Genomic DNA, 11,105 nt, shown 5'->3' with positions numbered 1-11,105 from the left:
GCCCCGCTGAAGAAGGAGCAACGTTCCATGGATGAGACGCTCAAGGCCCAGTTCGACCAGACGGTGAAGTCGCACCCCATCGTGCTCTTCATGAAGGGCAACGCGCTGTTCCCCCAGTGCGGCTTCTCCGCGCGGGCGCTCCAGCTGCTGCAGCCGCTGGGGCCGGTGCACACGGTGGACGTGCTGGCGGACCCCGCGGTGCGCCAGGGCATCAAGGACTACTCCAACTGGCCCACCATTCCGCAGGTCTACATCCACGGGAAGTTCGTGGGCGGCTCGGACATCCTGACGGAGCTGGCGGAGCGGGACGAGCTCCAGGCCCTGGTCGCCGCCGGCGGCAAGTAGTCACGGCACCCCGAAGCAGGGGGGCGTGCGGGCCCGGGGGAGACCCGGGCCCCGTCCCCCGCTTAGGATGGGCGGCGGTCGCCTAGAGGGGTCCCGCCGCCTTGCTCACCGTCACACCACCTGAATCCAAGCCGCAGGACGAGTCCACCGAAGTGCCCGGGGTTCCGGTCGCGGGGGGCACGTCGCCGCCGGCCGCGAACGTCGCCGTCGCCACGTCGGCCGCCGTCGTGGACCCGGACGACCTCGTCAGCACGGAGAAGGCGCCCACGCTGGTGGACCGCGTGCAGGCCTTCCGTGCGAAGTACGAGAAGCAGGAGATGGCCCTCTTCTTCTTCGCGGGCTTCCTCTACGACGTCCTCACGCTGAGCTCCATCGACGACAAGCAGACGATGGTGCAGAACTTCGTCTACCTGGCGCTGCTCGCGGGCCTGCTGATGCTGGAGCAGCGCTACACGGCGGACGCGGAGCCGCCGAAGCTGCTCGCGAAGGTCTGGCGCTTCCGCGAGGACGCGGTGCACTTCCTCCTGGGCAGCCTGCTCAGCGCCTTCACGCTCTTCCTGTTCAAGAGCTCGTCGGGCATCACGCCCCTGTTGTTCCTCGCGGTGATGTTCTCGCTGCTGGTGGCCAACGAGCTGCCGCGCTTCCGGCAGTTGGGGCCCGTCATCCGCGTGGCCCTCTTCAGCCTGTGCGTGACGCTCTACTTCGCGTCGCTGCTGCCGGTGCTGCTGAGCCGGGTGGGGTGGTGGATCTTCACGCTGTCCGTGGCGCTGGGCTCCGGCAGCATCTACGGCATGCTGCGGCTGCTCAAGCGCTGGCGCCCGGATGAGAAGGCGCTCCTGCGCACGGTGGCGGTGCCGGGCTTCGGCGCGCAGGCGGCGCTGCTCGGGTGCTACTTCCTGGGCGTGATTCCGCCGGTGCCCCTGGCGGTGCAGTACAGCGGCATCTACCACCAGGTGAAGCGCGTCTCACCGGGCGTGTACCACCTGACGTCGGAGCAGCGGCCGTGGTGGAAGGTCTGGACGCTGTGGCACCACGGCGACCAGGACTTCACCGTGCGGCCCGGCGAGCAGCCGGTGTACTTCTTCCGCATCTTCGCGCCCAAGGGCTTCGAGCGCTACCGCGTGCGCGTGCGCTGGTATCACGACCACCCGCAGAAGGGCTGGACGCAGCAGGGCAACGGCTTCCTCGCCACGGTCAGCAGCAACGGCACGGAGGGCGGCTACCGCTACTACGCGCAGCCGGGCACCACGCCGAAGCCGGGGGACTGGCGCGTGGTGCTGGAGACGGAGGACGGGCATGAGATCAACCGCCTGGGCTTCACCGTCACGCCCGACACGCGCACGGAGCCGCGCCCCACCACCGTGGACGTGTCCGCGCTGAAGGTCATCAAGCCCATTGCGCTGGCGGAGTGGGAGAAGAGCCACCCGCGCGCGGCGCCGGCCGTCCCGGAGGCGCCGTCCGCCGAGCCCCAGGGCGTGGTGGAGCCGGGGCCTACGGCGCCTTGAGCAGCGTCACCTGACCCAGCAGCACCGGGACGGCGGTCTCCACGCGCAGGATGCGGGGGCCCAGGGAGAAGGGCTGGAAGCCGTGGGCCTCCAGCAGCTCCGCCTCGAAGGGCACCCAGCCTCCGTCCGGCCCGATGGCGAGCACCACCCGCCGCGCCTCGGCCACCCCCGCCGCCTGCAACGGCTGCTTCGCCGGGGGGTGGGGGAGCAGGCGCAGCGCTTCGGTGCCGAAGACGGCGTCCAGCTCGTCCTCGACGAAGGGGCGGAAGCGCTCGCGGACCAGGACCTCCGGGGGGCGCGTGTCCCGGGCCTGCTCCAGGCCCTGGAGGAGCAATTCGCGCACGAAGGCCGCGTCCAGCACCTTGGAGTCGAAGTAGCTCTTCTCCACGCGGGCCGCGTTCACCAGCACCACCCGGTCCACGCCCAGGGAGGCCACGGCGGGCAGCACCTTCTTGAGGGCCTTGGGGCGGGGGATGGCCAGCAGCAGGTCCACGCCCGCGCGGGGCGGTGGGGCGTCGGTGAGGGTGACGCGCAGGTGGAGCAGGCCGGGGGCGTTCTGAAGCACCTCGCCCGTGCCGGTGAGGCCGTCCAGGCGACCCACGCGCAGGGATTCGCCGGCTTCGGCCTTGAGGACGTCGCGGGCGTGCTGGGCGCGGCGCCCGGTGAGCCGGGCGGTGCCATCCGGCTGGAAGTCCTCGTCCAGGAGCAGGAGCAGGTTCACGGTAGGCCCCATGTAGCCGTTCCCGGGCGGGTAGGGGAGGGGGCGTCCTGCCTGCCTGCGTCCGGGCCCTGGCCCCGGGCCGTCCGCGCGGGAGCGTGATAAAGGGCCGGCGTGCGTTCCTTCTGCGTCCGTTGCCTGCGTCCCGAGAGCGCGTGTTACTGCGCGCACGTTCCCCAACTGGAGACGCGCACGCGCGTGGTGTTCCTCCAGCACCCCCGGGAGCGGCGCGTGGCCATTGGCACGGCGCGCATGGCCCACCTGTCGCTGCCGAACTCCGAACTGCACCGGGGCGTGGACTTCACCGGCCACGCGCGGCTGGAGGAGCTGGCCCGCAACCCGGAGCGCGTCGCCGTGCTCTTCCCCGGCGAGGACGCCATCTCCGTGGAGGACGCCCGGGTGAACCCGCCGCAGACGCTCATCGTCGTGGACGGCACCTGGCCGCAGGCGAAGAAGGTGGTGATGCGCAACCCGCTGCTCGCGGGCCTGCCGCGCATCGGCTTCGTGCCGCGCCGCCCGAGCAACTACCGCATCCGCGCCGAGCCCGCCGACCACTGCGTCTCCACCATCGAGGCGGTGGCGGAGATCCTGGGCCAGCTGGAAGGCCGCCCGGAGCACTTCGACCGCATGCTGGGCGCGTTCGAGTTCATGGTGGACACGCAGCTGGAGCGGCAGGAGACGCGCTCGGGGCCGGGCCGCCGCCGCATCTACAAGGGCGAGTGGCGTCCGCCCCTGGAGCTGCGCTCGCTGGCGGAGGCCTCCGAGCAGTTGGTGCTCTTCTACGCGGAGGCCAACGCGCACCCGCTGGAGGCGGACATCCCGCCGGAGCTGGTGCACCTGGTCGCGCGCCGGCTCTCCACCGGGGAGCGCTTCGAGGCGGTCATCGCGCCGGAGCAGCCGCTGGCCTACAGCACGCCGCTGCACGTGGAGCTGTCGGAGGAGGCGCTGCGCGCGGGGGAGCCCCGTGCGCAGGCGCTCGCGCGCTTCGAGGCGTTCCTGCGCCCGGAGGACGAGCTGACCGTGTGGACCACCTTCGCGTTGGACCTGCTGTGGAGCGGCGGCCTGTCGCGCAAGGCGGCGCGCAACGTGCGGCTCGCCACGGCGCGGGCGCTCAAGGGCAAGGCGGGTGGGGTGGAGCAGGCGGTGGAGATGCTCGGGGCTCCGGCGGTGGCGCCGTGGGCCCAGGGGCGCGCGGGCCGGCGCATCGCCGCGCTGGAGTCCGTGGTGCGGGAGCTGGTGGCCCGGGGGCTGGCGACGCAGCCTCCGGCGCGGCTGCCTCGCACCGGCACGGAGGGCTGAGCCGGCGCATCAGGACGCGGGACGCCGCGGGGCCCGTGGGGTGACGCGGGGGCGTCTCGGCGAGGCCGGGCCGTGCGCTACTGGCCCAGGCGGGCGGTGCCCACGCTGGCGCCCAGCGTCGTGGAGCCGGAGCGCCAGGGCTGGGCCTGCTCGCGCACCCAGCGACCCAGGCGGGCCACGAGGTAGCAGCCCGCCAGCAGCGCCACGGACACGCCCAGCGCCGCCGCGATGCCCAGCCGGGGCCCGATGCGCTGCGCGAGGCCGGCGATGTCCGCCCAGCCGTACACCACCGGCAGGTGCAGCACGTAGAGCCACAGCGACAGCCGTCCCAGCGGCGCCAGCAGCCCGCTCAGCCGCCGCGGCAGCAGGTTCACCGCGCCCAGCACCAGCAGGCCCTGCGCCACGCGGAACATCACCATGGTGGGACTGGTGGGCGTCCACTCGACGGGCACCCAGCGGGTGAGCGCCAGCAGCCCCCCACCCAGCGCGATGAGCGCGAGCCCCTGGGGCCAGCCCGGCTTCAGCAGGTGCAGCGCGTGCGCGGCGAAGGCGCCCGCGAAGAAGAAGCCCGCCCACGGGAAGAACGGGAAGCGGCTGCCCTCGCCGTTGCCGATGAACTGCTGCACCGGCACCGGCAGGAGCGCGCCTGCCTTCCAGAGCACGGCGCTCGCCAGGGGGATGCCTACCGCCAGCCCGCCCAGCGCGAGCGCCCGCGCGCCCAGGTTCGGCGTCAGCACCAGCGCGAACGCGCCCACCAGCAGCGCCGCCCCGATGCACTGGAGCGCGTCGAACTGGAACACCTTGGCCAGCATGGCGTTGGAGTAGCCCAGGTCGCGCACCGCGCCCCAGCCCGGCCAGTGCAGCAGGTACCCCAGGAACAACAGCAGCAGCGCCCGGCGGATCCGACGCCCGAAGGAGTCCTTCGCCGCGCCGGGACGCGTGCCCAGCGCCATCACCACCGCCCAGCCGCTCACCAGCAGGAACAGCGGCGCGGTGATGCCCCGCAGCTCCCAGTAGCGCTGGACCCACGGGTGATCGCGGAGCGCGGGAGCGAGCAGCGCATCCAGCGTGTGCCCCATCACCATGGCGACAACAGCCAGACCCCGCGCACCATCGAGCGCGGGGTGACGGGTCTGCCGGAAGCTGAGCGAGGCGCCGAGTCCGTTCAAAGCGCTCGCGAGCATAAACCCAGCAGTGGGCCTCGTCTCCAAAACGCACCAACCGTGAGGGTTGGCAGGCTTCAGGTCCGCCCCATATTTCACTCGGGGAGAGGGTCGCACCTCCGCTCCCGGATGCTACAGGATGGATGCATGTCCCCGCGCACCGCCTTCGTCTCCGCCCTCGCGCTCCTCGTCGCCCCGACCTCCGCTGTCGCCCAGGCAGGGGATGACTGGTTTGGCCCCGACAAACCCAAGCACTTCGCCGCGTGCCTGGCCGCGTCCGGGGTGGGCTACGGGGCGGGCGCGCTCGTCTTCGACACACCGGGAGCACGGGCCCTCACCGGCGCGGGGGTGGGGCTGGGCGTGGGGGTCGCCAAGGAGGTGTACGACCGCGCACGCGGCGGCGCCTTCTCCATGAAGGACCTGGCGTGGGACGCGGCGGGCACGGCCACCGGGCTAGTGGCCGCGTTCCTCGTGGATCGCTTCATCACCCAGGTGCTGCTGCCCCCGCCCCGGAGCGTCGCCGTCGCTCGCGGTGGTGGTGGTGGGGGGCTCCGGCGCGTCAGGGCGGGCGCGGCGCTCCACGAACTTCAGCAGCAGGTCGCGCTGCATCCGCGGCTCGACGAGCAGCAGGCGTCCCTCGGGGTCTCCAGTGTCGGTGACGAGCACGGTGACCTGGCGGCGCGGGCACTGGTTCATGCAGCCGGTGGGCATGACGCGGACCTGCCCGGCGAGGCCGCGGTCGGCCAGCTCCCCCTGGAGCCAGCGCGGCAGGTCCTGGCCCCCGCTCCGGGCGCACTTCGTCAGGCACTTGCGACAGACGAGCACCTCCACCTCACGCCCCTTGTCGCCCGCATCGTCCTGCATCCGTCGTCCTCCGTGGTCTTCGCTTCCCGTCCGGGCCTCCGCTTCCAGGCGGATGCCCCGGTCCGGGCTCCCGGCACCTCGCCGGCACCGTAGAGGAAGGGGTAGCGGCGAGGGTCTTGTTCCGCAGGGACCGTGGGCCCCGTCCGGCGGGTCGCTGCCCGGGCAGGCGCCGGACTGATGGACACCGGTAGGCAGGGTGGGGGATGCGACGTTCCGTCAGGGCGCGATAGAGGCAGGGCGCTGGTACGCTGCGCCCGCGCTGTGTCGCTCGCGGAAGGCTCCCTCCACATGCTGCGAACTCGACTGCTTCCCTGGTTCACCCTGTCCGCCCTGGGCCTTGGCACGCTCGCCGGTTGTGAGCGCTCTCCGGAAGCGCCCGCCGCGCCCGCGCCGGTGCCCGCCGCCGCCGCCGTGAAGCCGCCCGCGCCGCCCGCGGTGCCGGATGCCGCCGCGGTGGCGAAGTTGGCCTCGCACTTCTTCCAGGCGCCGCGCAACGAAGCGCCGCTTCCCGTGGACACCGAGGCGCAGGTGGCCCTGGGGCGCATGCTCTTCCACGAGCCCCGGCTGTCGAAGAACCATGACGTGTCGTGCAACACCTGCCACGGCCTGGACACCTTCGGCGTGGACAACAAGGCGCTGTCGGACGGACACCGGGGCCAGAAGGGCAGCCGCAACTCGCCCACCGTCTACAACGCCGCGCGCCACATCGCGCAGTTCTGGGACGGCCGCGCCGCCACGCTGGAGGCCCAGGCGGAGGGCCCCATGATGAACCCGGTGGAGATGGCCATGCCCGGCGCGAAGCACGTCGAAGCCACGCTGTCCTCCATGCCCGAGTACACCGCGCGCTTCCGCGCCGCCTTCCCCAAGCAATCCAAGCCGGTGACGCTGTCGCACGCCGCCAGGGCCCTGGCCGCCTTCGAGCGCACGCTCACCACGACGTCGCGCTTCGACCGCTTCCTCGCGGGCGAGCACGCGGCCCTCAGCGTCGCGGAGCAGCGCGGCCTGGAGGCCTTCGTCACCACCGGCTGCACCACGTGCCACAACGGCCCCGCGGTGGGCGGCACGTCGTTCCAGAAGCTGGGGCTGGTGGAGGAATACCCGAAGCTCACCGACGCGGGCCGCTTCGACGCGACGAAGAACGAGGACGACCGGGGCTTCTTCCGCGTGCCCACCCTGCGCAACGTGGAGAAGACGGGGCCCTACCTGCACGACGGCAGCGTGGAGGACCTGCCCACCATGGTGCGCCTGATGGGGCGCTACCAACTGGGGCGCACGCTGAAGGACGGCGAGGTGGACGACATGGTGGCGTTCCTCAAGAGCCTCACGGGCGAGCTGCCCCCGGCCGAGCACATCTCCGCGCCGCCGCTGCCTCCGAGCACGAAGCGCACCCCCAAGCCGGATCCGTCTTGAACGTCGCGTCCTGGCCGGCGGGTGGTAAACCTCCCGCCCCATGACCTTCTTCTTCCATCTCCACTCGGGGCTCCGTTACCTGGCGCTGCTGTCCGGCGTCATCGCGCTCGCGTACTTCGCGTTCGGCGTCGCCACGAAGAAGCCGTTCGACAAGGTGGGGCGCATCATCGGCGCGTCCTACTCCGGCTTCGTCCAACTGCAGGTGCTCGTGGGCATCGGGGTGCTCGTCACGCGCGGCTACTACCCGGCGCTCATCGGCCACATCGTGATGATGGTGCTCGCGGTCGGTGTCCTCCAGGGCTGCCTGTCGGCGAACCGTCGGCGCACGCCGCCGGGCTACGTGCTGCCCCTGGTGGGCACCGTGCTGTCGCTGGTGTTCATCGCGGGTGGCGTCATGGCCATCGGTCGCGGGCTGTTCACGTCCACCGCGTTCTGATGCGTCCGGACACCGGGCTCGCCGTGGGGACGTGGACCTTCGCGGCCCACGTCCCTGTCGAGCAGGGCCCCTTGTGTCTTCGCCAGCGTCGGGCGGCAGGCTGGGCCCGGACGCGTCGCCGCTAACGCCGGGCGCGGCGGCGCAGGGCCAGCGGCACGAGCAGCGTGAGGAGCATGGGCAGCAGGCCCGGGCTCGCGCTGCACCCTCCCTCATCCTCCTCCGGCGCTTGCGGGTCCGGGTTGGAGCCCGTGCCCGCGTCCGTCCCCCCCCCCGTGCCCGCGTCCGCGGCGCCCGAGCCTGCGTCGGCCGTGCCGCCCGTTCCAGCATCCGTGCCGCCCGTTCCGGCGTCAGGCGAGCCCGCATCCGCCGCGCAGTCGCCCAGCGAATGTTCGAGCGCGCCCAGCGTGTACGCCGCCGTCGCCGGCCGGGGCCTCGCGCAGAAGTCGTCCGGCACCGACGCGTTCCGCGCGGCGGCGCCGATGAGGGTCGACACGTCGCCCTTGAGCGTCAGGTCCCCCTTGAGCGGCGCCACGTACCAGGAGGCCCAGGTGGCGGTGGTCACGTTCGTCCGGTTCGTGCCCGCGGTGAAGGTGCCGCCTTCGCGCACGCGGATGACGGACGACAGCACGTTGCCGTGGGCCTCTCCGGTGGAGGCGGCGAAGCGGAAGTCCACGCCCGTGGTGCCCACGAACGTGTTGAACAGCACCCGCGTGTTCGTGGCCTTGTTCAGGTAGACGGCGACGTCGGAGCAGTTGGCGACGATGTTGTTGCGCAGCACCCCGTCCGAGTGCTCCGGCGTGCACGGCACCGACGCATCGAAGGCCGGCGCGCAGAACGCGGCACCCGTCCCGCCTCCGCCGAAGGACAGGCCGATGCTCGTGTCCGCCAGGGCGCGGTCCTTCGCGCAGACGACGAGGTTGCGCTCGAAGAGGCCCCGCTTGCCGCCGCTCTTCATGAAGGCGCCGTGGGCGATGCCGCCCTGCCTGGAGAAGTCATGCAGGTAGTTGTCGCGGACCACCCAGTCCTCGCCGGTGTCGATGTTCAGCTTGTTCACCGGCTTGCCCGTCACGCGGGCACGCGTGTCGTAGATTTCATTGTGTTCGATGAGGCCCCGGTGGGGGATCTCCCAGACGCCCGCGTCGTTCTTCTGCGCATTCGACTTCAGCTGTGAGTTGAAGTCGCGCACGCGGCTGTTTCGCAGCACGAAGCCCTCCGCATGGCCGGTGACGTGGAAGGCGTGCTCGCAGTCGTTGTCGTTCGCGCAGATGCCCTCCACGGTGAGCCCGTCGAAGGTCCAGTACCGGCCGGACACCTTGAAGCCCTCCACCGCGTTGAAGCGCACGAGCGCTCCGTGACGGTTCGCCGCGCGCACGGTGATGGGCAGGCTCTGGGTGCCCTCCGCCTGGCAGTTCAGGTTCGCGTTGACGGTGTACGTGCCGTTCGCCAGGACGATGTCGTCACCGGCCTTCGCGGAGGCGAGCGCGGCCTGGAGTTCGGTCACGTTGGAGACGTTCTTCACCGCCGCGCCGCCAGTCAGGGGCAGCAGGAGCAGGACGAGGGAGGTGGTCCGCATCAGGGGACTCCGGGGGAGGAGGGGAAAAAGACCCTATCGGATTCCCATGCGGCAGGCAGCCGGCCGGTCGCAGGGCTCCCGGTCGCTAGGGAGGCGACGCGCGCGTGAGCACCTCGTGTCTCATGGCATGCCATTCCAGGTTCTCGCGGCGGGGCCGTTCGACACTCATGGGCGCGGGGCTCGCGGGGGCGCTGCTGCTGTCCCCGGGCGCGTTCGCGCTCCCTCCGGCGGGACAGCCGCTGCCGGCCTTCTCCGCCCGGGACCTGACCGAAGGGGCCCACGCGAGCGAGGAGCTGAAGGGGCGTCCCGCGCTGGTGGTCATCATCACCGACAAGGACGCGGGCGAGGCCATGCGCGGGTGGTTCGCGGAGGCGGACACGCGGATGCCGGACACGGTGCGCCGCCAGTCGCTCATCACCCTCAAGCTGCCGTTCATCGTCAGCGAGGGCGCGGCGCGGGGGAAGGCGAAGAAGCATGTGCCCGAGGGCTTCTGGAAGGACACCTGGCTGGACAAGAACGGCGGAATGGCGAAGGCGCTGGGCCTCGCCTCCAGCCGCACGCCCTATGTCCTGGCGCTGGATGAGGACGGTCGCGTGGTGGCCAGCGTCCACGCGACCGTGGACTCACCGGAGGCGCGGGCCATCTGGTCCGCGCTCTCCCGGCGATGAGCCTGGGGGCCTGCTAACCCCCTTCAGGGAAGTCGGGTAAGGGGCTACCGGTTACGTCATGGAGAGGTGGCGTCCATGGCGTGGCAGCCAAAGCACTGGACGGCGCAGCAGCTTGAGGAGCGGCGGCTTGCAGCCGGACAACTCCTGCGACGGGGGCACCTGTCGCAGGCGGAGGTGGCGCGCCGTGTGGGTGTCAGCGAGGCCTCCGTCAGTCGTTGGGCGCGGCGACTGCACGAGGCAGGCGGCAGTCCACGCGGGTTGAAGGCGAGGCCGCGCACGGGCCGGCCGTCGAAGTTGAGTTCGGGGGAATGGCGGCAGGTGGCGGAGCTGGTAGGGGCAGGGGCGCGCACCTGCGGTTTCCCTACCGAGCGCTGGACGCTGACGCGAGTGGCGCACCTCATCCACCGCACGTTCGCAGTGCGCTACCACCCCAACTACCTGGCCGAGCGCCTTCACCGGCTGGGTTTGAGTCCGCAGCAGCCCCGCACGCGAGCCAAGGAGCGTAACGATGCGTTGGTGGAGGCATGGCTGAAGCGCGACTGGCCCCGCATCAAAAGGGGGCTCGAAGAAGCGGGCGGGCCATTGCCTTCGTGGACGAGACAGGTAGTTCGTTTCGGGCCCGCGTAGCGTCTACCTGGGCGCCCGTCGGGCATCCGCCCACCTTGCGCCGTCGTGACAAGCGGCGCGAAGTCTCCAGCATCGTCGCCCTCGTTGCTCCGTACGGCCGCAGGCCGGCGCGCCTGTATTCGCGCCACCGAGAGGGCAGCTTCACCAGCCAGGACATCATCGCGGCCCTGCGCTACTTCCGCGGGAAGGTGGGCCGTCCTCTCACCATCGTGTGGGACGGCCTCAACCAGCACCACAGTGCCGAGACGCTCGACTTCGTCGCCCGCCACCCCGAGGACTTCCGCCTTGAGCGGCTGCCAGGCTACGCGCCAGACCTCAATCCCGAGGAGGGCTGCAACGGCGTGGTGAAGGCCGAGCTGCGCAATGCCACGCCCGACTCTGTCGTCGAGCTGCGCGCCCAGGCACGCGCTTCATTCGTGCGCCTGGGCCACCGCCACGACGTTCTCGCCGCCTTCTTCCTTCACGCTGGCTTGCGCCTTACCGGACTTCCCTGAAGG

The 11,105-nt window shown here is 71.7% G+C and carries 12 protein-coding genes; 9 read left to right on the top strand and 3 right to left on the bottom strand.

What is annotated here, in order from left to right:
• The first annotated feature begins 27 nt into the window (after positions 1-27).
• Positions 28-345 (top strand): Grx4 family monothiol glutaredoxin, encoded by a 318-nt coding sequence (gene grxD / locus OV207_RS25715; RefSeq protein WP_193347755.1) that lies wholly within the window; start codon positions 28-30, stop codon positions 343-345.
• A 101-nt stretch (positions 346-446) separates the two neighbouring features.
• On the top strand, positions 447-1,850 hold the full coding sequence (locus OV207_RS25710) for a DUF2914 domain-containing protein (protein ID WP_267557745.1): 1,404 nt from the start codon (positions 447-449) through the stop codon (positions 1,848-1,850).
• On the opposite strand, the gene OV207_RS25705 is transcribed toward OV207_RS25710, so the two are convergent.
• Positions 1,837-2,571 carry a 16S rRNA (uracil(1498)-N(3))-methyltransferase gene (locus tag OV207_RS25705; protein ID WP_267557754.1) on the bottom strand — a complete coding sequence of 245 codons (735 nt, stop codon included), beginning with the start codon at positions 2,569-2,571 and terminating at the stop codon, positions 1,837-1,839. The two genes, OV207_RS25710 and OV207_RS25705, sit on opposite strands and share 14 nt — an antisense overlap.
• Positions 2,572-2,682: 111 nt before the next feature.
• Here OV207_RS25705 and OV207_RS25700 point away from each other — a divergent pair, with 111 nt between their 5' ends.
• The gene (locus tag OV207_RS25700) at positions 2,683-3,867 is read left to right on the top strand and encodes a tRNA-uridine aminocarboxypropyltransferase (RefSeq protein WP_267557744.1); all 1,185 of its coding nucleotides are present in this window, start codon (positions 2,683-2,685) and stop codon (positions 3,865-3,867) included.
• Between the two features lie 77 nt (positions 3,868-3,944).
• On the opposite strand, the gene OV207_RS25695 is transcribed toward OV207_RS25700, so the two are convergent.
• A complete protein-coding gene (locus OV207_RS25695) occupies positions 3,945-4,952 on the bottom strand; it encodes an acyltransferase family protein (protein ID WP_267557743.1) in 1,008 nt (335 codons plus the stop codon).
• Positions 4,953-5,177: 225 nt separating this feature from the next.
• Between OV207_RS25695 and OV207_RS25690 the strand changes: the two genes are divergently transcribed.
• From OV207_RS25690 to OV207_RS25680, 3 genes are all read left to right on the top strand, one after another.
• Positions 5,178-5,987 (top strand): hypothetical protein, encoded by an 810-nt coding sequence (locus OV207_RS25690; protein WP_267557742.1) that lies wholly within the window; start codon positions 5,178-5,180, stop codon positions 5,985-5,987.
• A 195-nt stretch (positions 5,988-6,182) separates the two neighbouring features.
• Complete coding sequence (locus OV207_RS25685; protein ID WP_267557741.1) at positions 6,183-7,304, top strand: cytochrome-c peroxidase; 1,122 nt, start codon at positions 6,183-6,185, stop codon at positions 7,302-7,304.
• A gap of 40 nt (positions 7,305-7,344) precedes the next feature.
• Positions 7,345-7,740 (top strand): hypothetical protein, encoded by a 396-nt coding sequence (locus tag OV207_RS25680; protein WP_267557740.1) that lies wholly within the window; start codon positions 7,345-7,347, stop codon positions 7,738-7,740.
• A gap of 121 nt (positions 7,741-7,861) precedes the next feature.
• Here the strand turns inward: OV207_RS25680 and OV207_RS25675 are convergent, their stop codons facing one another.
• Complete coding sequence (locus OV207_RS25675) at positions 7,862-9,313, bottom strand: chondroitinase-B domain-containing protein (RefSeq protein ID WP_267557739.1); 1,452 nt, start codon at positions 9,311-9,313, stop codon at positions 7,862-7,864.
• A 167-nt stretch (positions 9,314-9,480) separates the two neighbouring features.
• On the opposite strand from OV207_RS25675, the gene OV207_RS25670 reads away from it, so the two are divergent.
• The 3 genes from OV207_RS25670 (at position 9,481) to OV207_RS25660 (ending at position 11,102) form a co-directional block, all read left to right on the top strand.
• Positions 9,481-9,981 carry a hypothetical protein gene (locus tag OV207_RS25670; RefSeq protein ID WP_267557738.1) on the top strand — a complete coding sequence of 167 codons (501 nt, stop codon included), beginning with the start codon at positions 9,481-9,483 and terminating at the stop codon, positions 9,979-9,981.
• A gap of 75 nt (positions 9,982-10,056) precedes the next feature.
• Positions 10,057-10,608: a winged helix-turn-helix domain-containing protein gene (locus OV207_RS25665; protein ID WP_267553615.1), complete on the top strand. Its 552-nt coding sequence runs from the start codon at positions 10,057-10,059 to the stop codon at positions 10,606-10,608.
• Positions 10,506-11,102 carry a transposase gene (locus OV207_RS25660; RefSeq protein ID WP_267553613.1) on the top strand — a complete coding sequence of 199 codons (597 nt, stop codon included), beginning with the start codon at positions 10,506-10,508 and terminating at the stop codon, positions 11,100-11,102. The genes OV207_RS25665 and OV207_RS25660 overlap by 103 nt, the downstream gene beginning before the upstream one ends.
• Positions 11,103-11,105 lie beyond the last annotated feature (3 nt).

Source organism: Corallococcus sp. BB11-1, from assembly GCF_026626625.1.
GTDB lineage: Bacteria > Myxococcota > Myxococcia > Myxococcales > Myxococcaceae > Corallococcus > Corallococcus soli.
The sequence above is the reverse complement of the archived record's forward strand: the minus strand, read 5'-3'. Positions and strand labels throughout refer to the sequence as shown.